A 22,033-nucleotide genomic window follows, 5' to 3' on the forward strand; every position below is an offset into this window, starting at 1 on the left:
GCGCCGCAGCGATCAAGCGACGTTCAACAGCTCGGACAGCGCCGCGGCTAGGCCGTCACGCGGCAGGCTGCACTGTTCGCGCTCGTCGCGCAGAAATTTCACCGTCACGCTGCCCTCGGCGAGCTCGTTCTCACCCAGCAGCAGCGCCAGCCGCGCGCCGCTCTTGTCGGCTTTCTTGATCTGGCTCTTGAAACTGCCGCCGCCGCAGTGCACCTGTACGCGCAGTGCGGGTAGCGCCTCGCGCAGGGTTTCGCCGAGCAGCAGTGCCTCGCGCGAGGCGGCGGCATCCATGCCCAGGAGATAGAGGTCGAGCGACGGGGTGGCCTCGTCGGGCACCAGGTCGAGGGTCTCGAGCAGCAGGATCAGTCGCTCGATGCCCATTGCGAAGCCCACTGCCGGAGTCGGCTTGCCGCCCAGCTGCTCGACCAGGCCGTCGTAGCGGCCGCCAGCGCACACCGTACCCTGGCTGCCCAGTGCGCTGGTGGTCCACTCGAATACCGTGCGCGAGTAGTAGTCGAGGCCGCGCACCAGGCGCGGATTGATCACATAGCCGATACCGGCAGCGTCGAGGGTCGCGGTAAGCGCTTCGAAGTGCTCCCGCGACTCGGCATCGAGGTGATCCATCAGCTGCGGGGCGGCGTCGAGCATGGCCGCCATGTCGGGATTCTTGGAGTCGAGGATGCGCAGTGGGTTGCTGGTGAGCCGCCGCCGCGAGTCCTCGTCGAGCAGGTCGAGATGCTGCTCGAAGTAGGCCACCAGGGTGTCACGGTAGGCGGCTCGCGCCTCTAACGAGCCCAACGAGTTGAGCTCCAGGGTGACATGCTCGAGCAGACCGAGCTGCTTCCACAGCCGCGCTGAGAGCAGGATCAGCTCGGCATCGATGTCCGGGCCCTCGAGGCCGAAGGTCTCGACGCCGACCTGGTGGAACTGCCGGTAGCGGCCCTTCTGGGGGCGCTCATGGCGAAACATCGGCCCCTGATACCAGAGTCGTTGGGTCTGGTTGTGCAGCAGGCCGTGCTGCATGGCGGCACGCACGCAGCTGGCGGTGCCTTCCGGACGCAGCGTGAGGCTGTCGCCGTTGCGATCGTCGAAGGTGTACATCTCCTTCTCGACGATGTCGGTGACCTCGCCGATGGAGCGTGCGAACAGCGCGGTCTGCTCGACGATCGGCATGCGTACTTCGGCATAGCCGTAACGCTGCATCAGGGTCTGTACCTGGGCCTCGAAATACTGCCAGTACGGCGACTGGTCGGGCAGCAGGTCATTCATGCCACGAATGGCCTGTATCTTCTTGTCGCTCAACGCTTGCTCCTTACTCATCGCCGGGCTCTCAGAGGTCCCGGGCGATCACGTCCTGTTCGGCCTGTTCTTTGAGGCGTACACGCTCCCGGATCAGACGCTCGAGATCGTCGACCAGGTGATCGTTACGCAGCTTGCTGGCGGGTTTGCCGTCGATATACACCAGGTTGGCGGGGCTGCCACCGGTCAGGCCGACATCGACTTCCTTGGCCTCGCCGGGGCCGTTGACCACGCAGCCGATCACCGACACGTCGAGCGGGGTCATGACGTCTTCGAGGCGCTCCTCGAGGGCGTTCATGGTACCGATGACGTCGAAGTTCTGGCGCGAGCAGCTGGGGCAGGCGATGAAGTTGATCCCCTTGCTGCGCAAGCGCAGGCTCTTGAGCATGTCGAAGCCGACCTTGATCTCCTCGACGGGATCGGCGGCCAGCGACACGCGAATGGTGTCGCCGATGCCGTCCATCAGCAGCATGCCAAGGCCGATCGACGATTTGACGGTGCCCGAGCGCAGGCCGCCGGCTTCGGTGATGCCGAGATGCAGCGGCTGCTCGATGCGGCTCGCGAGGTCGCGGTAGGCGGCCACCGCCATGAACACATCGGAGGCCTTGACGCTGACCTTGAAGTCGGGGAAGTCGAGGCGTTCGAGGTGATCGATATGGCGCATCGCCGACTCGACCAGCGCCGCCGGTGTCGGCTCGCCGTACTTCTTTTGCAGGTCCTTCTCCAGGGAGCCGGCGTTGACGCCGACGCGGATCGGAATGCCGTTGTCACGGGCAGCTGAAACCACCGCACGGACCCGGTCTTCACGGCCGATGTTACCGGGATTGATGCGCAGGCAGTCGACCCCCAGCTCGGCGACGCGCAGGGCGATCTTGTAGTCGAAGTGGATGTCGGCGACCAGCGGTACCGCGACCTCGCGCTTGATCTTGCCGAAGGCCTCGGCGGCGTCCATGTCGGGCACCGAGACGCGCACGATATCGGCACCGGCAGCCTCGAGCTGACGGATCTGCGCCACGGTGGCGGCCACGTCGAGAGTATCGGTGTTGGTCATGCTCTGCACCGAGATCGGCGCTCCGCCGCCGACGGCGACCGAGCCGACGTGAATCTGACGCGACTTACGGCGTGTAATTGGAGACTGAGCGTGCATAGCGACTAGGTCATTCTCCCAGAGTGAAGCGGGCAACGTTGTTACTGCCGGCATAGCCGACCAGGTCGACCTGGTCGCCGAGATAGCGCAGCTCGACGCCGGTGGCATTGCCCACGGTGAGACGGAAGGGCGGCTCGCCCTCTACGGTGGCCTGGGTGCCGGGCTCCTGCAGGCCAACGAACACCCGCTGATTGCCGGCATCGAAGATCTCGGTCCAGGACTGCTCGTTGAACGTCAGCTGGATTATGCCAGGGTCGGCGGCGCCGTCGTCGTCTGCGGCAGCGGCCTCCTCGATCTCGGCGCTGGCGGCGTCGGCCAGGTCACCCACGGCCGGCTCGTCTTCAGCGGTCGCCTCGCCAGCGAGGCCCTCTTCCGATGGCGCTTCGGCGAGTGCCGGGGCTTCGACCAGCGGGTCGCCGGTGGGTTCGTCGGCGGGGACGCTGGGTTGTGCGTCATCGGTCAGCAGCGGGTCATCGGCCAGCAGCGCGTCATCGCCGGTGAGGGGAGCATCGTCGACCAGGCCCAGGTCGCTTTCGTCGTCGGGTAGCGGCGGCAGTGGCTCGCTATCGGCTTCGCCCTCGGTAATGGTGGTGCCGTCGAGGGTGTCAACGGCCACCGGTTCACCGCCACCCATGCCGAGCAGGTCGGTGCCCTCGCGGCTCTGCCACCACAGCAGGGTGAGGGCGATCAGGGCGACGATTACCAGCAGGGTGACCAGCTTGAACAGCCAGGCGCCGAGCTTGGAGGGCGGCTTGGTCACATGGACCGGGGTGACCTTGCGATCGGTCTCGGCACCGCCGAAGCGGTTGTTGTAAGCGGTGATGACTGGCTTGTCGTCGATGCCCAGCAGTCGCGAATAGGCGCGCAGGTAGCCACGACGATAAGCGGCTACCGGGACCTCGTCGTAATTGTCGCTCTCCAGGCCGCGTACCACCGCAGGTCGTAGGTTGAGGGCAGTGGCCACCTCATCGAGCGGCATGCCCTGGCGCTCGCGCTCGCGCTTTAGCAGGTCGCCGGGTGACGATTGGGGGGCAAAGTCCGCTACGTCATTATCGTGAATGTCGCTCATGGCTGAGCATCCTTCGTCAAGATTCGGTGATCAGGGTGCATGACCCAGGGCATTGAGCTGCTCGGTGAAGAAACGCCGGTTCTCGATATCCCCGCGGGCATCGGCGATGTCGCGGGCCAGTTCGAGACTCGCCGGCGTGGTGCCGGCCAGGCGCATGAATGATTGCAGCTGTTCCCAGGCCCGTGAGTGATTGCCCTGGGCATATTCGATTTCGGCCAGCGTGAAGTAGCTGCGCGGGCTGCGCATGTCGATGGCCTGGGCGCGCTCGAGGCTGGTGACCGCTGCGTCGAGATCGCCCATTTCCCGCTGGCACTGGCCCAGGTTGGCGAACAGCTGGGCGCGGTTGTCGTACTGTGTATCCTGGGTGGCCTGCTCGAGCTGCGAGCAGGCGTCTCTTAGTCGGCCTCGATCATACAGGAAGGCCGCGTAGTTGTTGCGTGCCCGTGTAAAGCCCGCGTTGCTGGAAAGCGCACGCAGGAAGTGTTCGTCGGCAAGCTCGTGTTCGCCCTGGCGCTGATAGACCATGGCCAGTGCTTGGAGCGTCTCGGCGTCATTAGGGGCCACCTCCAGCGCGCGGTTCAGGGCTCGCTGGGCGCGCGGCAGGTTGTCGCGCTCGAGATAGGCCATGCCCAACTGGGTGTAGGCCTCGGAGGGGTTGGTGCCGCTCTCTGGCTGCACCGCTTGGCTGCTGCAGCCGGCCAGCCAGACGGCGCCGAACAGGCCAATCAGCATAGGCCGTAGCGAGCGGCTTCCTGGCAGGGCATGGCGACGGGTCATCGGGTCCTCTCGGCGCATGGGGTAGACGCGACATCAGGCAGCTGCACGGGGGCTGCAAGATGCAACAACAGCTTGAAAAACCTACCCATCAAAGCGCTGTGTCCGGTTGAAGTCAAGGTCGCCACCCGCCTCAGTCGGCGTCGAGCTGAATCGATTGAATATAGCGAGCGTGGCGCTTGGTACGATCCTTGACGCGCCCCACCAGCTGCCCGCAGGCGGCGTCGATGTCGTCGCCACGAGTGGTGCGTATCGGCGCGTTGTAGCCCAGCTCATAGAGCCACTGCTGGAAGCGCATCACCTGGTTGCGCGATGGCTTCTCATACCCCGAGTGCGGGAAGGGGTTGAACGGGATCAGGTTGATCTTGCACGGCAGCTCATGCAGCAGCTCGGCCAGCTCGGTGGCGTGCTGTTGCTGGTCGTTGACGTCCTTGATCAGGGTATATTCGATGGTAACCACGCGGGCGCTGTCGCACTTGGCCAGATAGCGGTGGCAGGCGTCGAGCAGGGCGCGGATGTTGTACTTGCGATTGATCGGTACCAGTTCGCTGCGCAGCTCGTCGGTGGCGGCGTGCAGCGAGATTGCCAGGCTCACGTCGACCTCGTCGCCGAGCTTGTCGAGCATCGGCACCACGCCCGAGGTGGACAGCGTGACGCGGCGCTTGGAGAGGCCATAGGCGCTATCGTCGAGCATCAGCTTCATTGCCGGCACGACGTTGTCGTAGTTCATCAGCGGCTCGCCCATGCCCATCATCACCACGTTGGTGACGGCGCGCTGAGCGGTGTCCTTCTGCGGTCCGGCACTGCGGCTGGCGACCCACACCTGGCCGATGATCTCGGCGGCGGTGAGGTTGCGCTGAAAGCCCTGCTTGCCGGTGGAGCAGAAGCTGCAGTCCAGCGAGCAGCCGACCTGGGACGACACGCACAGGGTGCGGCGCGAGCCATTGTCGGCCGGAATCAGCACCGTCTCGACGTAGCTGCCGTCCTCTACCTCGAGTACCCACTTGCGGGTACCGTCGCTGGAGGTGCCTTCATAGACCACCCCCGGCCCGCGGATCTCGGCGACCTCAGCCAGTCGCGCGCGCAGCGCCTTGGAGAGGTTGGTCATCGCCTCGAAGTCGTCGCAGCCTTCGTGGTGGATCCATTTCATGACCTGGGCGGCACGAAACTTCTTCTCGCCGATGGAGAGGAAGAAGGCCTCCATCTGCTCACGAGACAGGCCCAGCAGATTGGTGCGTTGGGGAGCGGTAGTGGCAGTCATGGCGGTCAGCGGGTCGTTGGGGCAGGGGCGCAAGGCACCCCTGCGGGAGGGCGTGTGGCGTTGCCTCAGCGCGGGCAGAGCTCGTCGGCGCTGAAGAAATAGTCGATCTCACGCTGGGCAGATTCGGCAGAATCAGAGCCGTGAACGGCGTTGGCGTCGATGGACTGGGCGAAGTCGGCGCGGATGGTGCCGGCGGCGGCTTCCTTGGGGTTGGTGGCACCCATCAGCTCGCGGTTTTTGGCGATCGCGTCCTCGCCTTCGAGAACCTGCACCACTACCGGGCCTGAGGTCATGAAGCCAACCAGATCACCGAAGAAGGGGCGCTCCTTGTGCTCGGCATAGAAACCGCCGGCCTTGGCCTCGTCGAGGTGCAGCATCTTGGCGGCGACGACCTGGAGGCCGGCCTTCTCGAAGCGCGCGATGATCTCGCCAATGGCGTTCTTGGCGACGGCATCGGGCTTGATGATGGACAGGGTGCGTTCGGTAGCCATGGGACGTGTCTCCGTTGGGCAGGGGTGAAACCGTGGAATGAAATCGGGCCATCGCGGATGACATCGCGCCGCCCGGGCGGGAGCCATGCGAGGCATGGGCCTGGGGCGGCGCGACGTGAATCAGGATCGGCACAAGGGTAGCCGGCGCGAGCGCCGTCGTACCGATTGGCCGCGCATTATAGCGCTTTCCCGCGGCATCGAACAATCATCGCGCCGCAGGCGCCTTACACAGTGAAGCTTTCGCCGCAGCCGCACTGGTCCTTGACGTTGGGATTGTTGAAGCGAAAGAAGCGGTTGAGCCCTTCCGAGACATAGTCGACTTCGCTACCGTCAAGCATCTCCAGCGCCTCCGGGGCGACGAACACGCGGACGCCGTGCTCCTCGAAGGACACGTCGTTGGCGGCGGCCTCGTCGGCGAAGTCGAGCACGTAGCTGTAGCCCGAGCAGCCGCTGGGCTTGACCGTGACGCGCAGGCCAAGGCCCTGACCACGCTCCTCCAGCACCTGCTGGATCTGCTGGGCGGCGGCGGTAGTGATCGAGAGATGGGCCATGATATTGCCTCCTTGAGAAACGCTGCCGGATGGCAGTCACTCTAGCATAAGGGTGTCGGCGACTTGCCGCTCAGCGGCGCAGCGCGGTGATAGCGTGGCGAAGCTCCTGGATTGCGGTATCCACGTCCTCGCGCTGGGTGAAGCGCCCGAAGCTGAAGCGCAGCGAAGCCAGAGCCCGAGAGCGCGGTACGCCGATGCCCTTCAATACGTATGACGGCTCGACGCTGGCCGAGTTGCATGCCGAGCCGGTTGAGATCGCCAGGTGGCGCAGCGCCATCAGCAGCGACTCGCCGTCGACGCCGTCGAACGCCAGGTTGACGATATTGGGTACCGCCACCTCGACGGCAGTATTGCGATGTACGCCGTCGAGGTCGGCGAGACCGGCCAGGAACCGGTCGCGTAGTTCGGTGATATGGCGCTGGTCATCCTCGCCCTCGGCGCTGGCCAGGGCGAAGGCCTCGCCCATGCCGGCGATCTGATGAGTGGCCAGGGTGCCCGAGCGCATGCCGCGCTCGTGACCACCGCCGTGAATCAGCGCGTCGAGTCGAATATCCGGGCTGCGGCGGACATAGAGCGCGCCGACGCCCTTGGGCCCGTAGAGCTTGTGCGCCGACAGCGACAGCAGGTCGATGCCCATGGCACTGACGTCCAGCGGTAGCTTGCCGGCGGCCTGGGCGGCATCGACGTGGAAGACGGCGCCGTGGGCGTGGCTGACCTCGGCCAGTGCGGCCAGGTCGTTGATCACGCCGAGCTCGTTATTGACCGCCATCAGCGACACCAGCACGGTGTCGTCGCGCAGCGCCTCGGCCAGCTGGGTGGGCGTGATTCGTCCGTCGGGCTGCGGATCGAGCCAGGTCACCTCGAATCCCTCGGCTTCCAGCGCCTTGGCGGTGTCGACCACTGCCTTATGTTCGATGCGCGAGGTCACCAGATGACTGCCGCGGGCGCGATTGGCGCGCATGAAGCCAATCAGTGCCAGATTATCGGCCTCGGTGGCGCCGCTGGTCCAGACGACCTCGCGCGGGTCGGCATTCAGCAGGTCGGCGACCTGACGGCGCGCGCCCTCGACCGCCTGCTCCGCCAGCCAGCCGAGCATGTGGCTGCGCGAGGCGGGGTTGGCGAAGGTGCCGTCCTGCGTCAAGTGACGGGCCATGACCTCAGCGACACGGGGGTCGACCGGGGTGGTGGCGGCATAATCGAGATAGACCGGCGTGTTCATGAGGCGGTGACTTCACTGGTAACGGTAGCGGAGCGGCATGACATGGCGCTCAAGAGGGCGACACCGCAATGGTGGCGTCATCGGTGCGGCGCCGCTGGCGTGCGGCGATATGCTGCACTTCGTGGCGCTCGACCAGGGTGCCGAGGGTGATGCCGTCGAGAAAGCCGTGAATCTCCTGAGACAGCTCGCACCACAGGTGGTGAGTCAGGCAGATATCGCCGCGCTGACAGTCGGAAAGCCCCTGGCAGCGGGTGGCATCCACCGACTCGTTGACGGCATCGATGACCCGCGCCACCGAGATATCGGCCGGCGACTGGGCCAGCTGATAACCGCCGCCGGGGCCGCGTACGCTCTTGACCAGCTGGGCGCGGCGCAGGCGGGCAAACAGCTGCTCGAGATACGACAGCGAGATCTCTTGGCGCTTGGAAATCTCGGCCAGGCAGGTCGGCCCCTGCCTGGCGTTGAGTGCCAGGTCGAGCATCGCGGTGACGGCGTAGCGTCCTTTGGTGGTCAAGCGCATAGGGGCATCGCAGCCTGATGGCGGATCGCAAAGCGCCATTATGGGAAAAACCCAGCGCCCCGGTCAACTTTAGCCGCTGCCCGGGGTCAGCGCTGGTTACCGTCCTCCCTGGATGACGGCTTGTCGCGCGGCGGGCAGCAGCTGTCGACGTCGTCGAGAATCTCGGCGAAGTCCTCGTCGCGCAGCTCCGGCAGGTGGCCGTCGCGGTAGCTGGCGTCGAGTTTGCGCAGGGTGCCGCACATCTGCTCGATGCGCTCATCGACGGCGTGCATATGGTCGAGCATCGCCTGCATCGAGCGCGCCACCGGGTCGGGCATGTCCTGGCTGACACCGTAGGCATCGAAGCCGAATTTCTGGCAGATCGCTTCACGGCGTGCCGGATCAACGTCGAGCACGGCTTCGACATCGGGGTCGGCGCGCTTGACGACCTTGCCGGGAATGCCGACCACCGTGGCGCCGGGCGGCACCTCCTTGGTGACCACTGCATTGGAGCCGACCTTGGCGCCGGCACCGACGGTAAACGGCCCCAGGATCTTGGCGCCGGCACCGACGATCACGCCGTCGCCCAGGGTTGGGTGGCGCTTGCCCTTGCTCCAACTGGTGCCGCCCAGGGTCACGCCCTGGTAGAGGGTGACGTCGTCGCCAACCAGTGCGGTCTCGCCAATCACCACGCCCATGCCGTGGTCGATGAAGAAGCGCCGACCGATGGTCGCACCGGGGTGGATCTCGATGCCGGTCAGCCAGCGCGAGAAGGTCGACAGGGTGCGCGCCAGCCACTTGAGGTTCTTGCGCCACAGCCAGTGGCCGCAGCGATGCAGCAGCAGGGCGTGCAGGCCGGGGTAGTTGGTCAGCACTTCGAGGAAGTTGCGCGCCGCGGGATCGCGGGCGAATACGCTGTTGATGTCTTCACGCAGTCGGGCAAACATGCGGCAATCCTTGAATGACGGTGAGCCGGTCGCGCAAGCGCGATCATTGGCGTCTAGGTTCATTATTGGGGTGGGCTCGGCCCCCTGCAAGGCAGCGCGCAGGCTAGCCCCGCGGGGGCTCGCTACAGCGCTTTTGCACCGCGCTGAGCATGCCGCGCAGGATGTTGACTTCCATCTGGTCGGGGCGCGCGCGGAGATAGAGACGCCGCAGCCGTGCCATCAGATGGCGCGGCTTGGCCGGGTCGTGGAACTCGACATCGATCAGCACTCGCTCGAGGTGCTCGAAGAAGCGCTCGAGATCGGCGTGACTGGCCGGTGGGTTGTCCCAGGCCACGCCAAACGGCTGGTCCTGCTCGGTGACCTCGGGCGCCTCGCTGTGCTCGGCAGCGAGCCACGCCAGGCGACACTCGTAGGACAGCACCTGCACCGCGGTGACCAGGTTGAGCGAGCTGAAGTCGGGGTTGGAGGGGATGTGCACGTGGGCGTGGCAGCGCTGCAGCTCGGCATTGGTCAGGCCGCTGTCCTCGCGGCCGAACACCAGCGCTACCCGGGCGCCCTCGCCGGCCAGCTCACTGGGCAAGCGCTCGCCGAGCTGACGCGGTGTCAGCATCGGCCACGGCAGGGTGCGCGAGCGGGCGCTGGCCCCCACCACCAGGCTGCAGTCCCCCACTGCGTCCTCAAGAGACTCGACGCAGCGCGCCGCGGCAAGAATAGTATCGGCGCCGGAGGCACGCGAAATCGCCTCCGCCGAGCGGTGTTCACTGCGCGGTGCCACCAGCACCAGATCGGCGAGCCCCATGTTCTTCATGGCACGCGCGGTGCCGCCGAGATTGCCGGGGTGACTGGTGCCGATCAGCACGATGCGGATGGAGTCGAGCATGGGGAGCCTTGGCGATGGTTGAGCGAGTGCGCGAGGCGCTGCATTGCGGCCGCCTAGTTTAGCATGGGCGCGACGCACTGCGCAGGCCGCGGCGGTGGAGATGGCCCCCGGTGGCGCTTTCTGCTAGCATGCGCGGCGTCGCCCGTCAGCCTTTGCCTCACCGCGGCTCAATCGTGCAACACGTTCTTTAACATCTACCGACTCCTCAAGGCCCGATCATGCATCCGATGGTCCAATTCGGGTTGCGCGCTGCGCGCAGCGCCGCCGAACAGTTTCTGCGCATTCGTGAGCGTATCGAGAACGCTCACGAAGAACACAATCTCGAGCGTCTGTTGGAAGACACCGCTCGCAACGCCGAGACCCTAATTGCCCGTCAGCTGGCGCGGGGTTACCCGCAGCACGGCATCTCAGGCCGCTACACCCCCTACCGTGAAGGCGAGGGTGAAGGCCGCGACGTGCACTGGGTGATCGAACCCTTTCACGGCTACTCCAACCTCAGCGTGGCTAGCGCCGGCTTCGCGCTGTCGCTGGTGTGTCTGGTCAAGGGACGTCCCGAGCATGCAGTGGTGATCTGCCCGTTCAGCGATGATGAGTACCTGGCCAGCCGCGGTCGCGGCGCCCAGTACAACGGCAAGCGTATCCGCGTGCCGAAGACCTCGGCAATCGGCGGTGCACGTATCGCCATGAGCCTGCCCGAGAGCTGGCTGCGCCCGCGCCAGCTGCCGGCCTACCTGACGCTGATCCAGCAGCTTGGTCCGCAGATCGAAGTGCAGCGTGCCACCGGCAGTGGCCTGCTGGACATCGCCGAACTGGCTTCCGGCCGTGCCGATGCTGTCTTCGTGCTGGGCCTCGAGGAGCAGGACAAGCTGGTTGGCACGCTACTGCTCAAGGAGGCCGGCGCGCTGATGGGCAGCCTTGACGGTCGCCCCAGCGTCGAAACAGAAGGCCAGCTGATGGCCGCCAGCCCGCGCCTTTACAAGGCGCTGGTGCAGCAGCTGGCACCGCATTTCTAAGTAAGCGCAGAGCGCCCAGCGCCCAGCACCAAACGAAAACCCCCGTCGGATCGAATCCGGCGGGGGTTTTTTGTGGGCACGCGGGAGTTGTCGTTAGCATCTTGCGGCGCACGGCGCTCGCTAGGGCAACTGCTCTTCGCCCTCTTCCTCGGGGTCTTCCTTCTTGGCCGGGATCAGGTCCTGGCGCTGCAGCTTGACCATCAGCAGCAGGGCGGCCGCCACGTAGATCGACGAGAAGGTACCGACTACGACGCCAATGATCAGGGCGATCGAGAAGTAGTGGATCATGTCGCCGCCGAGCAGCAGCAGCGCGATCAGCACCAGCAAGGTGGTACCAGACGTCGCCAGCGTGCGCGACAGGGTCATGTTGATGGCTTCGTTGAAGATCGCCGGCATATCGTCGATACGTGACTTGCGTATCGTCTCGCGGATGCGGTCGTAGACCACGATGGTATCGTTCAGCGAGTAGCCGATCACCGCCAGCAGCGCGGCCAGCACGGTAAGATCGAAGTCGAGTTGAAATAGCGAGAACACCCCGACCACGATGATCACGTCGTGGACCAGTGCCAGCAGTGCGCCGATGGCGAACTTGTACTGGAAGCGGAAGGCGACGTAGAGCATCACGATGCCGAGGGCCACCAGCATGCCCATGCCGCTCTGGTCGCGCAGTTGCTCGCCGACCTGGGCGCCGACGAACTCGGCGCGGATCAGCTCGACCTCGGCGCCGTCGCCGCGCAGCAGGCTGACCACCTGCTGGCCGACGTCGGGGTCGAAGTCCTGCTGCAGGCGGATCAGGATCTCGTTGGAGGCGCCGAAGGTCTGCACCGAGACGTCGCGGAAGCCTTCACTCTCCAGCGCCTGGCGCACCATGTCCAGCGCTGGGGCCGTGGCGTAGCGCACCTCGACCAGCGTGCCGCCGGTGAAGTCGAGGCCCAGGTTGAGCTGCTGCACCACCAGCGAGCCGATCGACACCAGCAGCAAGACTGCAGAGACGATGAAGGCCAGGCGGCGCTTGCCCATGAAATCGAACTGTCGCATCGCGAGGCTCCTCATATCCAGATCTTCTTCACCGGCTTGCCGCCGTAGGTCAGGTTGACCATGGCGCGGGTGACCAGCAGGGCGGTGAACATCGAGGTCATGATGCCCAGTGACAGGGTGACGGCGAAGCCCTTGACCGGCCCGGTGCCGATCGAGAACAGGATGACCGCCACCAGCAGGGTGGTGATATTGGCGTCGATGATCGAGGTGAAGGCGCGCTCATAGCCGGCATGGATGGCCTGCTGTACCGACAGGCCGCCGCGTAGCTCTTCGCGTATTCGCTCGAATATCAAGACGTTGGCATCCACTGCCATGCCCAGCGTCAAGACCATGCCGGCGATGCCGGGCAGGGTCAGGGTGGCGCCGAGCATCGACATTGCCGCCACCAGCAGCGTCAGGTTGATGGTCAAGGCGATATTGGCGATCACCCCGAACACCTTGTAGCGCACCAGCATGAACAGCACCACCAGCGCCAGGCCGACCATGATCGAGGTCACCCCGCGGTCGATGTTGTCCTGACCGAGGCTGGGGCCGATGGTGCGCTCCTGCACGAAGTAGATCGGCGCGGCCAGCGAGCCGGAGCGCAGCAGCAGGGCCAGGTCGGCGGCTTCGGTGGGCGAGTCGAGCCCGGTGATGCGGAAGCTGTTGCCCAGCGCGCTCTGAATGGTGGCCAGGCTGATCAGGCCGCGTTCGGTGTAGGGCTCGCGCACCTCCACCTCTTCACCGTCCTCGATCACCGTGGTGGTGCGGGTGTTGTGCTCGATGAACAGCACCGCCATGTTGCGACCGATGTTGGTGCGCGTGGCGCGGTTCATCAGGGTACCGCCGGTACCGTCGAGGTTGATATTGACCTGCGGGCGACCGTTCTCATCGAAGCTGCGGTTGGCGTTGGAGACGCTGTCGCCGGTGAGGATCACGTCGCGCATCAGGTCGGCGGTACGCGACTCGTCGTTGCGGAAGCTGAACGTCTCGATCTCGTTGTCCGGCGTATCGGGGCGCGCCTCGAGGCGAAACTCGAGGTTGGCGGTGGCCCCCACCACGCGCTTGGCGGCGGCAGTGTCCTGCACGCCGGGCAGTTCGACCACGATACGATCAGGGCCCTGACGCTGCACCATCGGCTCGGCCACGCCGAGTTCGTCGACGCGATTGCGCAGGGTGGTCAGGTTCTGGTTGACCGCATAGTCCTGCAGCTCGTTGACCGCCTGGTCGGTCATGGTCATCACCAGGCTGGCGCCGCGGCCGTCGCCCTGGTTGCTGTAGTCGAAGTCGGGGAATTCGCGACTGATCAGGGTGCGGGCGCGGTCGCGGTCTTCATCGTTGATGAAGGTCAGCGTCAGGTCGCGGCCGTCAATCTCGGTGTTGCGGTAGCGGATCCGCTCGCCGCGCAGCATCTCGCGCATGGCACTGGCGTTGACCTCGAGACGCTGCTCCACGGCGGCGTCCATGTCGACCTCGAGCAGGAAGTGCACCCCGCCGCGCAGGTCGAGACCCAGGGTCATCGGTGAAGCGGCGAAGCTCTGCAGCCACTGCGGCGTGGATTCGGCGAGATTGATGGCGATCACATAGTCATCGTCATCCAGAATGTCGCCGATCAGCTCGCGGGCGGCGAGTTGGTCGTCTGCCTCGGCGAGACGGATGAGGACACCGTCGTCAGCGACGTCGGTGGCGGAAACGCTGATTCCGGCTTCATCGAGGGCCGACTGGATCTGTGCCAGTCGTTGCTCGCTGAGCGGGGCTTCGCTGCGGGCGCTGCTGATCTGAACGGCGGGGTCCGCCTGGTACAGATTGGGCAGCGAATAGATCAGGCCCACAACGAGCACGAGAAGTATGAGCAGATACTTCCACAGGGGATATCGGTTGAGCATGCAGGCCCTGCCTTGTAGCTGACTGACGGCGACGCTGACGCAGTGACGTGGCGTGTACCAGAAGGGTTCGGCGCTTGGACAGACGCCGCGCCCGGGGGTTCGCCCGGACGCGGCGTGTGGTCACTGCCCCGCAAATCAGATGGACTTGAGGGTGCCCTTGGGCAGCACGGCAGCCACGGCGTTCTTTTGAACGTTGATCTCGGTGCCTTCGGCGACTTCCATGGAGAAGAATTCGCTGTCGTCGCTGACCTTGGTGATACGGCCTAGCACACCGCCGCCGATCACCACTTCATCGCCCTTGGAGAGGCTCGAGACCAGCTGCTTGTGCTGCTTGGCACGCTTGGCCTGCGGACGCCACAGCAGGAAGTAGAAGATGGCCACGAAACCGACCAGCATGATGATCTGGGCCATACCGCCACCGGCGGCGCCGCCTTCGGCATAGGCCGGCGAGATGAAGAAGTCCAGCATGAGACGTTATCTCCTGAGAAACGAAAGGTTACGACAAGGGTTAGCGCGCCGCGTCACTGCTCGGGGGCCGGAGGCACGGGCAAGCCGCGTCGCGCATAGAACATTTCCACGAAGTTCGCCAATGTACCCGCTTCGATAGCCCCGCGCAAACCGGCCATCAGTCGCTGGTAGTGGCGCAGGTTATGGATGGTATTGAGCATCGAGCCGAGCATCTCGCCGCAGCGGTCGAGATGGTGGAGATAGCCGCGGGAAAAGTGCTGGCAGGTGTAGCAGTCGCAGTCGGCCTCCAGCGGGCGGGTATCGTGGCGGTGCTTGGCATTGCGAATCTTGACCGTGCCCTCGGCGGTGAATAGGTGGCCGTTGCGGGCGTTGCGGGTCGGCATCACGCAGTCGAACATATCCACGCCGCGGCGTACGCCCTCGACCAGATCCTCGGGCTTGCCGACCCCCATCAGGTAGCGCGGCTTCTCCGCCGGCATCCAGGTCGGCAGGTAGTCGAGCACCTTGATCATCTCCTCCTTGGGCTCGCCCACCGACAGGCCGCCAATCGCCAGGCCGTCGAAGCCGATGTCGAGCAGGCCCTTGAGCGAGGCCTCACGCAGCGCCGGATACATGCCGCCCTGAATGATGCCGAACAGCGCCGAGGACGAGTCGCCATGGGCGTCCCGGGAGCGCTGCGCCCAGCGCAGCGAGCGCTGCATCGAGAACTCGGCCTCCTGCTTGGTGGCCGGGTAGGGCGTGCACTCGTCGAAGATCATCACCACGTCCGAACCCAGCGAGCGCTGCACTGCCATCGACTCTTCGGGGCCCATGAACACCTTGCTGCCGTCCACCGGCGAGCGGAAGTGCACGCCCTGTTCGGTGATCTTGCGCATCTCGCCCAGCGAGAAGACCTGGAAACCGCCAGAGTCGGTGAGGATCGGCTTGTGCCACTGGGAGAAGTCGTGCAAGTCGCCGTGGCCCTCGATCACCTCGGTGCCGGGGCGAAGCCATAGATGGAAGGTATTGCCGAGGATGATCTCGGCGCCGATCTCCTCCACCGACTGGGGCGTCATGCCCTTGACGGTGCCGTAGGTGCCCACCGGCATGAAGGCGGGGGTTTCCACCGTGCCACGCGGGAAGCTCAGGCGGCCGCGTCGGGCGCGCCCGTCGCTGGCCAGTTGTTCGAAGCTCATGAAGCAGTCGTTACGCATGGGAATCTCGTTATCTGCCTGGCCGCTCAGGAGGCCTTACGGGTCAGGAACTCTCGCGGGTTAAAAACATGGCATCGCCGTAGCTGAAGAAGGCGTAGCGCTCGGCCACCGCCTCGCGGTAGGCCGCCATCATGGTGTCATAGCCGGTAAAGGACGATACCAGCATCAGCAGCGTCGACTCCGGCAGGTGGAAGTTGGTGATCAGCGCATCGACGCACTGCCACGCATAGCCGGGGTAGATGAAGATATCGGTCTCGCCGCGATAGGGCGCGATCTCGCCGCTGCCGCTCTTCTGGCACGCCGACTCCAGGCAGCGCACGCTGGTGGTGCCCACCGCGATCACCCGCCGGCCGGCGGCGCGGGCGGCTTGCACCTTGGCACAGGCGGACTCGTCGACCTCGATCCACTCGCTGTGCATATGATGGTCGCGAATATCGTCGGCGCGCACCGGCTGGAAGGTGCCGGCGCCGACATGCAGGGTCACGAAGGCGCTCTCCACGCCCTTCTCGGCCAGAGCCTCGAGCAGCGGCTCATCGAAGTGCAGCCCCGCGGTGGGCGCGGCCACCGCGCCATCGCGACGGGCATAGACGGTCTGGTAGCGCTCTCGGTCGTTGAGCTCGTCCTCGCGGGTGATATAAGGCGGCAGCGGCATATGACCGTGGCGCTCGAGCAGCGTGATCATCGGCGTATCGCCCAGGAAACGCAGCTCGAACAGCGCGTCGCGGCGGCCCTCGACCACCGCGCGCACATCGCCCTCGAAGATCAGCTCGGTGCCCGGCTTGGGCGACTTGCTGGAGCGGATGTGCGCCAGGCCGCGGTGCGCATCCAGCGGACGCTCGAGGAGCATCTCGACCTTGCCGCCGCTGGCCTTGTGGCCGTGGAGGCGTGCCGGAATCACCCGGGTGTCGTTGAATACCAGCAGGTCGCCGGGCTCGAGCAGTTCCAGCAGGTCGGGAAAGCGGCGGTGGCTGAGCGCCCCGCTGGCACCGTCGACGCACAGCAGGCGACAGTCGCTGCGCTGCTCGGAGGGATAGCGAGCGATCAGCTCCTCGGGGAGGTCGTAATGGAAATCGGCACGCAGCATGAAGGCCATGACTCGCAGTGATAGTGGCATCGATACCTTGCCCACAGCCGCCGACTCGACCGCCTGGACAAGCGGCACAGGATACCCGGTTCATCGCGCAAAGTCAGGCCGCCCGATTGACCTGCCAAGCGGCCCACGTATAATGCATCGCGCGTTGCCGGCGTGGCGGAATTGGTAGACGCAGCGGATTCAAAATCCGCCGGGTGCAAGCCCTTGTCGGTTCGAGTCCGACCGCCGGTACCAACTAAAACAAGCCTTTAGCGGTTCCTTCCTTGGCTTGAGCCCTTCTGAATTTTTGTCGTTGTCTACAAGTTGCCTACGCTGCTTTTGTAACCGCGCGATGCATTTGGCACAGTCTTACCTTCTCCAAGTGAAACGTCAGACTGCCCCGGTCGGTGCACCGTTGAGGAGTCGATGGCTTGTTCCTGTGAGAGTTATTCGATGACAATTGTTCCAGCGGGCGACTTACACCCCCTCCACCTCGATGCCATGCAGGGCAAGCCAGCCCTTCCGCTGCTCGTAGTCCGGCATGGCGCGCTCCAAGCGGCGCCAGAAGGCGGGGGTGTGATGGGGTTCGTGCAGGTGGACGAGTTCGTGGACGACCACGTACTCGGCGATATGCCGTGGCAGCAGGATGGTCTTCCAGTGGAAGTAAACACGGTAGCCCTTGCCGCAGGAGCCCCAGCGATAGCCAAGATCCTGGACCTTCACCCCGGCCGGCTCCACGCCCATCCGTCGGGCGTGCTCCTTCACCCTGGCGGTGAGCCAGTCGCTGGCGCGGGCGTTATACCAGCGGACGAAGTGTTCCCGTGCGTCGGCCAGGGCGTCCTCGCGTAGCTGGAAGCGCCCGGCAACGAGCTTCAGCGGAGCGTCCTGGGCCTCCGGGGCAACCCGCTTGAGCCGGTAGCTGCGCCCTAGGTAGAGGAAGCCCTCGCCGTTGACGTACTCCTTGAGCGGCAACCGGCGGCGACGCTCGGCCTTCTCGGCCAATTTCTGGTAGATCCACAGCCGCTTCTCGAGCACGAAATCGCGCAGGAGCCGCTCCTCGGTGCCGGTGGGCGCGGCGATGACCAGCTCACCGTCGCGGTCCACGGTGATCTCAAGGGTCTTTCTGCGCGAGCTCTCGCGCACCTCGAAGGTGAGGTCGTCTACAGCCAGCTGCGTCATGCATTCACCAGCTTGGCGTGGTTGCTGCGGGCGAGATCGAGCAGCCGCTGGGCCACCTCGCTGGCCTGGTCGAAGGGCACGAGGCGCTTCATCATCAGGGTGGTGAAGAGGTGCTGGCGTAGGGCCTCCTGGTCCGGGATGTGGGAGGGCTTCCAGAAGTCGGGGATGGCGATCTCCTGCTGGATCAGTCCGACCAGCTCCTCGGTGGCCACGAGCAGCTTCTGGGCGCTGGCTTCGTCCAGCTCCTCCACTGCCTGGCCGCTACTGGCCAACAGCTCCCGCCAGAAGGGCTCAGCGTGGGCCGGCATATCAGGAATCTCTTCTCCCTCCACCCTGGCGCCGTCGCGCAGCTGCTGGATCAGCGTCTTGAGCGCCTCCACCTGCTCGGCCCACTGCCCATCGAGTTGGTCAAGCAGCTTCTCCAGGCGCTCGCTGAGCCGGCCATACTTCACCGGGTCCTCGTCCAGGTGCTTGCGGACGTGGGAGCGAACTGCGTGTTCCATCTCGGAGGCCTTGGCCCGGTCGCCCACTTGGCGGCCAAGGTGCTCGTCGAACTCGGCGTCGGTGAGCTGCACCGGCGGGATGCGCGGGTCGATGCCGAGCGAGATCACGTAGTCGTCGATCAGCTTACGCACCTTGTTGCCGATGTCGCGGCCGAGCTCCGGGGTGTCCTTGTAGCGGTTGCGGGCCAGGGCGTGGATATAGGCGAGCCGCTTGGCATCGTTGACGAACTCCAGTCCCTCGGGGCGCGGCAGCACGTCGTCCAGGCCGCGGTTGAACTCCTTGAGCTTGACCACGAACTCGGCCCGCACCCGCTCGTCGGCCAGCGCTTGTACCGCCTCCTCGGTGTCGTCCAGGTCATCCACCCCCTGGCTGCGCAGCACGTCGATCACCCGCAGGTGGCGATCGCGCAGCAGGGGAATCTCGTCCTTGAGGCTCTGGAGTGCGCCCTCGATGTCCTCCTCGCTGTAGGCGGCCAGCGCTTCCTTGAGGTGGTTGGCCACGCCAAAGTAGTCCACCACGATGCCGTGGGTCTTGCCGTGGCCGGTGCGGTTGACCCGGGCAATGGCCTGCAGCAGCTCTGCCTCGCGCAGCGAGCGGTCCAGGTACATCACCCCCTCGATGGGGGCGTCGAATCCGGTGAGCAGCATGCTCTTGACGATCAGGAAGGCCAGCGGGTCGTGCTTGGCGGGGTCCTGATGTTTTGAGGACAGGGGGGTTGCCCCATCCAGGGGCGGCAGCGGCTTCTTGAAGCGCTTGATATGGCTCTCCACGGCGGCGCGGTCGCTCCACCTAGCCCAAGTGGCGTCGTCGTTGTTGCCGCTGCTGAACACCACGGCGAATTCCAGCTGGCCTAGCACCTTGCGATAGCGCCAGGCCTGGATCGCTGCCTTGACCTGGGCCGGGCGCAGCAGCAACTCGCTATCCTCCAGCGCTTTGTCCTCGGGGGAGAGCGCCATGGCCTCCTCCAGCAGCTCGGCCTTGGCCTGCTCGAGGGCCTCGAAGTAGCGCAGCGCTGCACGGCGGCTGTAGGCCACCAGCTGCGCCTTGTAGCCGTTGGGCAGGATATGGGTGACGTAGTGGCGCAGGATGTCCTGGGCCTTCTCCTGGATCAGCTGTGGCGCCTCGAAAATCTGCCCCTTGGTGGCGTACTTCTTCTTGATCGCCTCCAGCTCCTCCTTGCTGTGGTCGCGAAATAGGTCCTCGAACAAGCCGTCGAGGCTGGCGCCATCCTTGATCGCCCCCTTGGCGGTACGCCCCTCGTAAAGGATCGGCACCGTAGCGCCGTCCTGCTCCGCCTCCTTGATGGTGTAGCGGTCGATGTACTCGCCGAAGATGTCATGGGTGCGCTTCTTGTCGCCCATGATGATGGGCGTGCCGGTGAAGCCGATGCGGGCGGCGTTGGGCAGGGCACGCATCATGTTGGCGTGCAGGTCGCCGGCCTGGGTGCGGTGTGCCTCGTCCACCAGGATCAGGATATCCTCGCTGGTATTGAGCACTTCGAAGGGCTCGCTGAGCGTCGGCTTCTTCAGCGTGCTTGAGGAGGCTGAGGTACCCCGTTCGGCAGCGTCACGGCGACCGCTATCGAGTCCATTATCGTCGCGAACATACGTCTCACCGGCTTCGTCCTCATCGTCGGCGTCCGGGTCGCGGTACTTCTGGATGGTACCGAACACCAGGCCGGGTCCCTCACGCGCCAGCAGCTTCTTGAGCTGGGCGGTATTGCCAGCCTTCTCGACGCTCTCGCCGGTGAGCTCGGCGGTGGCGGAGAGCTGGGCCTGCAGGTCCTTGCGGTCGGTGATCACCACCACCTTGAAGCGGCGCAGTGTCGGGTCGGTGCGCAGCTTGCGCACCAGGAACACCATGGAGAGGCTCTTGCCGCTGCCCTGGGTGTGCCAGACGATGCCGCCGCGCCGGTCGGCCTCGCCGTCCTGGCGGCGGGTCTTGCCGCTCTTCAGGCGCTCGACGGCCCGAGTGACGCCGCGGAACTGCTGATAGCGGCAGACCAGCTTGATGGTCTGGCCGCCGAGGTTCATGAACAGGGTGTAGTGGCGCATGATGTCGAGCAGGTTGGCCCGGGTGAGCATGCCGGCGATCAGGCGCTGCTGGGCGGAGAGATCCGCCACCCCCAGGTCGATGGCCACCTCCGCCTCGCGCATCGGCGCCACCGTCTTCCAGCTCAGGTAGTGAGCGAAGCGGCCGCCGATGGTGCCGACGCGGGCCTCATCGAAGTTGCTGGCCACCAGGAACTGGCTGGTGGCGAACAGCGCCGGCGCCCCCTCGTGCTCGCCGACCTCGCCCTCCAGTAAGCGCTGGTCGTGGTAGCGGCGCAGCTGGTCCACCGCCTGGCTGATCCCCTCCGGCACGCTGCGGCTCTTGCACTCCACCACCACCAGCGGGATGCCGTTGACGAACAGCACCAGGTCCGGGATCACGTGGCCCTTGGCGCCATCGTGGCCGGGCGGGCACTTCACCTTGAACTGGTTGACCACCGTGAAGACGTTATTGGCGGGCTCATCCCAGTCGATATAGCGCAGGGTCTGGCCGCGGCCGCCGTCCCAACCCTCTAGGCCCTCCACCGGCAGGCCGCCCAGCAGCAGCTCGGTGGCCTGCTGGTTGGCCTCGAGGACTCTACTGGCCGGCAGCCGGGTGATGGCGGCGACGGCCTGATCCAGGCGCGCCTCATCGAGCCAGGGTGAGCCGTCGCGCAGGTTGATCTGGCGCAGCCGCTCGCGTAGTAGCGGCTCCATCACCACCTGGGAGAAGCTCTCCCGGTGGGTGGCGCCGGGGTTGTCCACCGACCCAGCCAGAAATTCCCAGCCCTGATCCACCAATTGGTCGATAAAGGGTTTCTCGACCTCTGCGTACTCGGGTCCCGCCATAACACGGTATCCTTACTATTTCTTGAGCTAGCTGGCCTGAGACAGGCCAAAGGGCTTACATTCACATATCCCGAGCGATCATGTCCTCATGAGACTGAGTGGTGGACCGCCTCATTAGTAGATAGGTTTTTTGAAAGAGGTATAGCTGGTGATTTTCTCGATATCCGAGAAAAGAGCTTCAACACCGTGGTTTAGCGGGTTGCCTGATGCCAAGTGACCCTCAGCCCAAGTCAGCCACTCCGCCAAAGTCATATCGCCAACGCTTGTATCCCTTTCTATCTCGAGCTGTGTCAAGGCTGCCAGGAAATGGCGAGCCTGTTCGTGTTGCTGCCATGAGTCTGCCAGCTCAAGAAAACGCTGCCATCGATTGTTGTCACGCTTCCGTTCTTGCTCGGCCAGATAGCGTTCATGAGCAGCGATCTCCTCGAGGCGCCGTTTCTCCAACCTTTCCTTAGTCCTATCCGCCAGTATCGGTGCGACCCTTTGAATGGTGTCGAAAATCTCCGGCAGGAGGTTTTCCATTGAGATCTCATCAGTTTCCAGCCATTGGCTTTTAAAGCCTGAGGGGAGATAGCTTTTTATCTCGAAAATCGGCTCTTCGCCGTTGAGTGTGGAATTCAGCCCCAGCGTTGAGCCACGATAGGGCCTTCACGACGGCAGGAGGCATGGCATGGACGGCACCCAA

General features: G+C 65.1%; 20 protein-coding genes and 1 tRNA gene. 2 read left to right on the forward strand and 19 right to left on the reverse strand.

The features are described from left to right. Positions 1–12: 12 nt before the first annotated feature. The 11 genes from hisS to trmJ form a co-directional block, all read right to left on the reverse strand. Positions 13–1,320, reverse strand: coding sequence for a histidine--tRNA ligase (gene hisS / locus BLT16_RS14885; RefSeq protein WP_089659303.1), 1,308 nt, complete (start codon positions 1,318–1,320; stop codon positions 13–15). Between the two features lie 10 nt (positions 1,321–1,330). Next, positions 1,331–2,446 (reverse strand): flavodoxin-dependent (E)-4-hydroxy-3-methylbut-2-enyl-diphosphate synthase, encoded by a 1,116-nt coding sequence (gene ispG, locus BLT16_RS14890; protein WP_089659304.1) that lies wholly within the window; start codon positions 2,444–2,446, stop codon positions 1,331–1,333. 10 nt (positions 2,447–2,456) lie between these two features. Continuing rightward, positions 2,457–3,515 (reverse strand): RodZ domain-containing protein, encoded by a 1,059-nt coding sequence (locus tag BLT16_RS14895; RefSeq protein WP_089659305.1) that lies wholly within the window; start codon positions 3,513–3,515, stop codon positions 2,457–2,459. A 30-nt stretch (positions 3,516–3,545) separates the two neighbouring features. Continuing rightward, complete coding sequence (pilW, locus tag BLT16_RS14900) at positions 3,546–4,292, reverse strand: type IV pilus biogenesis/stability protein PilW (protein WP_089659306.1); 747 nt, start codon at positions 4,290–4,292, stop codon at positions 3,546–3,548. Between the two features lie 130 nt (positions 4,293–4,422). Continuing rightward, on the reverse strand, positions 4,423–5,550 hold the full coding sequence (gene rlmN / locus BLT16_RS14905) for a dual-specificity RNA methyltransferase RlmN (RefSeq protein WP_089659307.1): 1,128 nt from the start codon (positions 5,548–5,550) through the stop codon (positions 4,423–4,425). Positions 5,551–5,615: 65 nt separating this feature from the next. After that, complete coding sequence (ndk, locus tag BLT16_RS14910; RefSeq protein ID WP_089659308.1) at positions 5,616–6,041, reverse strand: nucleoside-diphosphate kinase; 426 nt, start codon at positions 6,039–6,041, stop codon at positions 5,616–5,618. A 224-nt stretch (positions 6,042–6,265) separates the two neighbouring features. Next, positions 6,266–6,592: a HesB/IscA family protein gene (locus tag BLT16_RS14915; RefSeq protein WP_089659309.1), complete on the reverse strand. Its 327-nt coding sequence runs from the start codon at positions 6,590–6,592 to the stop codon at positions 6,266–6,268. 70 nt (positions 6,593–6,662) lie between these two features. Beyond that, positions 6,663–7,811 (reverse strand): aminotransferase class V-fold PLP-dependent enzyme, encoded by a 1,149-nt coding sequence (locus BLT16_RS14920; protein ID WP_089659310.1) that lies wholly within the window; start codon positions 7,809–7,811, stop codon positions 6,663–6,665. A 49-nt stretch (positions 7,812–7,860) separates the two neighbouring features. After that, positions 7,861–8,331, reverse strand: a complete 471-nt coding sequence (iscR, locus tag BLT16_RS14925; protein WP_089659311.1) for a Fe-S cluster assembly transcriptional regulator IscR — start codon at positions 8,329–8,331, stop codon at positions 7,861–7,863. Between the two features lie 86 nt (positions 8,332–8,417). Next, positions 8,418–9,257, reverse strand: coding sequence for a serine O-acetyltransferase (gene cysE, locus BLT16_RS14930; RefSeq protein ID WP_089659312.1), 840 nt, complete (start codon positions 9,255–9,257; stop codon positions 8,418–8,420). A 103-nt stretch (positions 9,258–9,360) separates the two neighbouring features. Continuing rightward, positions 9,361–10,137, reverse strand: coding sequence for a tRNA (cytosine(32)/uridine(32)-2'-O)-methyltransferase TrmJ (gene trmJ, locus BLT16_RS14935; protein ID WP_089659313.1), 777 nt, complete (start codon positions 10,135–10,137; stop codon positions 9,361–9,363). A 218-nt stretch (positions 10,138–10,355) separates the two neighbouring features. Here trmJ and BLT16_RS14940 point away from each other — a divergent pair, with 218 nt between their 5' ends. Further along, positions 10,356–11,150, forward strand: coding sequence for an inositol monophosphatase family protein (locus BLT16_RS14940; protein WP_089659314.1), 795 nt, complete (start codon positions 10,356–10,358; stop codon positions 11,148–11,150). Positions 11,151–11,270: 120 nt separating this feature from the next. Here the strand turns inward: BLT16_RS14940 and secF are convergent, their stop codons facing one another. From secF to queA, 5 genes are all read right to left on the reverse strand, one after another. Beyond that, on the reverse strand, positions 11,271–12,188 hold the full coding sequence (secF, locus tag BLT16_RS14945) for a protein translocase subunit SecF (RefSeq protein WP_422717932.1): 918 nt from the start codon (positions 12,186–12,188) through the stop codon (positions 11,271–11,273). Between the two features lie 11 nt (positions 12,189–12,199). Continuing rightward, positions 12,200–14,053: a protein translocase subunit SecD gene (secD, locus tag BLT16_RS14950; RefSeq protein ID WP_089659316.1), complete on the reverse strand. Its 1,854-nt coding sequence runs from the start codon at positions 14,051–14,053 to the stop codon at positions 12,200–12,202. 135 nt (positions 14,054–14,188) lie between these two features. Next, positions 14,189–14,521 (reverse strand): preprotein translocase subunit YajC, encoded by a 333-nt coding sequence (gene yajC / locus BLT16_RS14955; protein ID WP_089659317.1) that lies wholly within the window; start codon positions 14,519–14,521, stop codon positions 14,189–14,191. Between the two features lie 53 nt (positions 14,522–14,574). Further along, the gene (gene tgt / locus BLT16_RS14960) at positions 14,575–15,696 is read right to left on the reverse strand and encodes a tRNA guanosine(34) transglycosylase Tgt (RefSeq protein ID WP_218124458.1); all 1,122 of its coding nucleotides are present in this window, start codon (positions 15,694–15,696) and stop codon (positions 14,575–14,577) included. Positions 15,697–15,757: 61 nt separating this feature from the next. Next, entirely contained in the window at positions 15,758–16,798 is a 1,041-nt protein-coding gene (gene queA, locus BLT16_RS14965; RefSeq protein WP_089659330.1) for a tRNA preQ1(34) S-adenosylmethionine ribosyltransferase-isomerase QueA, read from the reverse strand. A gap of 156 nt (positions 16,799–16,954) precedes the next feature. Between queA and BLT16_RS14970 the strand changes: the two genes are divergently transcribed. Further along, positions 16,955–17,041, forward strand: a tRNA-Leu gene (locus BLT16_RS14970). A gap of 222 nt (positions 17,042–17,263) precedes the next feature. On the opposite strand, the gene BLT16_RS14975 is transcribed toward BLT16_RS14970, so the two are convergent. From BLT16_RS14975 to BLT16_RS14985, 3 genes are all read right to left on the reverse strand, one after another. After that, positions 17,264–17,965 carry a M48 family metallopeptidase gene (locus BLT16_RS14975; RefSeq protein ID WP_089659319.1) on the reverse strand — a complete coding sequence of 234 codons (702 nt, stop codon included), beginning with the start codon at positions 17,963–17,965 and terminating at the stop codon, positions 17,264–17,266. Continuing rightward, positions 17,962–21,348 (reverse strand): type I restriction endonuclease subunit R, encoded by a 3,387-nt coding sequence (locus tag BLT16_RS14980; RefSeq protein ID WP_089659320.1) that lies wholly within the window; start codon positions 21,346–21,348, stop codon positions 17,962–17,964. Before BLT16_RS14980 ends, BLT16_RS14975 begins: the two co-directional genes overlap by 4 nt. Positions 21,349–21,462: 114 nt before the next feature. Next, positions 21,463–21,870 (reverse strand): hypothetical protein, encoded by a 408-nt coding sequence (locus BLT16_RS14985; RefSeq protein WP_089659321.1) that lies wholly within the window; start codon positions 21,868–21,870, stop codon positions 21,463–21,465. Between the last annotated feature and the right edge of the window lie 163 nt (positions 21,871–22,033).

The sequence above is a fragment of the Franzmannia pantelleriensis genome, from assembly GCF_900102875.1.
Lineage (GTDB): Bacteria > Pseudomonadota > Gammaproteobacteria > Pseudomonadales > Halomonadaceae > Franzmannia > Franzmannia pantelleriensis.

What these genes read in the sequence shown, in the direction of transcription:
- queA (WP_089659330.1), bottom strand. Translation starts at nt 16,798, where the DNA reads ATGCTGCGTGCCGATTTCCATTACGACCTCCCCGAGGAGCTGATCGCT.
- trmJ (WP_089659313.1), bottom strand. Translation starts at nt 10,137, where the DNA reads ATGCTCGACTCCATCCGCATCGTGCTGATCGGCACCAGTCACCCCGGC.
- hisS (WP_089659303.1), bottom strand. Translation starts at nt 1,320, where the DNA reads ATGAGTAAGGAGCAAGCGTTGAGCGACAAGAAGATACAGGCCATTCGT.
- secD (WP_089659316.1), bottom strand. Translation starts at nt 14,053, where the DNA reads ATGCTCAACCGATATCCCCTGTGGAAGTATCTGCTCATACTTCTCGTG.
- tgt (WP_218124458.1), bottom strand. Translation starts at nt 15,696, where the DNA reads ATGAGCTTCGAACAACTGGCCAGCGACGGGCGCGCCCGACGCGGCCGC.
- iscR (WP_089659311.1), bottom strand. Translation starts at nt 8,331, where the DNA reads ATGCGCTTGACCACCAAAGGACGCTACGCCGTCACCGCGATGCTCGAC.
- secF (WP_422717932.1), bottom strand. Translation starts at nt 12,188, where the DNA reads ATGCGACAGTTCGATTTCATGGGCAAGCGCCGCCTGGCCTTCATCGTC.
- BLT16_RS14975 (WP_089659319.1), bottom strand. Translation starts at nt 17,965, where the DNA reads ATGACGCAGCTGGCTGTAGACGACCTCACCTTCGAGGTGCGCGAGAGC.
- BLT16_RS14980 (WP_089659320.1), bottom strand. Translation starts at nt 21,348, where the DNA reads ATGGCGGGACCCGAGTACGCAGAGGTCGAGAAACCCTTTATCGACCAA.
- BLT16_RS14940 (WP_089659314.1), top strand. Translation starts at nt 10,356, where the DNA reads ATGCATCCGATGGTCCAATTCGGGTTGCGCGCTGCGCGCAGCGCCGCC.
- BLT16_RS14915 (WP_089659309.1), bottom strand. Translation starts at nt 6,592, where the DNA reads ATGGCCCATCTCTCGATCACTACCGCCGCCGCCCAGCAGATCCAGCAG.
- pilW (WP_089659306.1), bottom strand. Translation starts at nt 4,292, where the DNA reads ATGACCCGTCGCCATGCCCTGCCAGGAAGCCGCTCGCTACGGCCTATG.
- ispG (WP_089659304.1), bottom strand. Translation starts at nt 2,446, where the DNA reads ATGCACGCTCAGTCTCCAATTACACGCCGTAAGTCGCGTCAGATTCAC.
- ndk (WP_089659308.1), bottom strand. Translation starts at nt 6,041, where the DNA reads ATGGCTACCGAACGCACCCTGTCCATCATCAAGCCCGATGCCGTCGCC.
- cysE (WP_089659312.1), bottom strand. Translation starts at nt 9,257, where the DNA reads ATGTTTGCCCGACTGCGTGAAGACATCAACAGCGTATTCGCCCGCGAT.
- BLT16_RS14985 (WP_089659321.1), bottom strand. Translation starts at nt 21,870, where the DNA reads ATGGAAAACCTCCTGCCGGAGATTTTCGACACCATTCAAAGGGTCGCA.
- rlmN (WP_089659307.1), bottom strand. Translation starts at nt 5,550, where the DNA reads ATGACTGCCACTACCGCTCCCCAACGCACCAATCTGCTGGGCCTGTCT.
- yajC (WP_089659317.1), bottom strand. Translation starts at nt 14,521, where the DNA reads ATGCTGGACTTCTTCATCTCGCCGGCCTATGCCGAAGGCGGCGCCGCC.
- BLT16_RS14920 (WP_089659310.1), bottom strand. Translation starts at nt 7,811, where the DNA reads ATGAACACGCCGGTCTATCTCGATTATGCCGCCACCACCCCGGTCGAC.
- BLT16_RS14895 (WP_089659305.1), bottom strand. Translation starts at nt 3,515, where the DNA reads ATGAGCGACATTCACGATAATGACGTAGCGGACTTTGCCCCCCAATCG.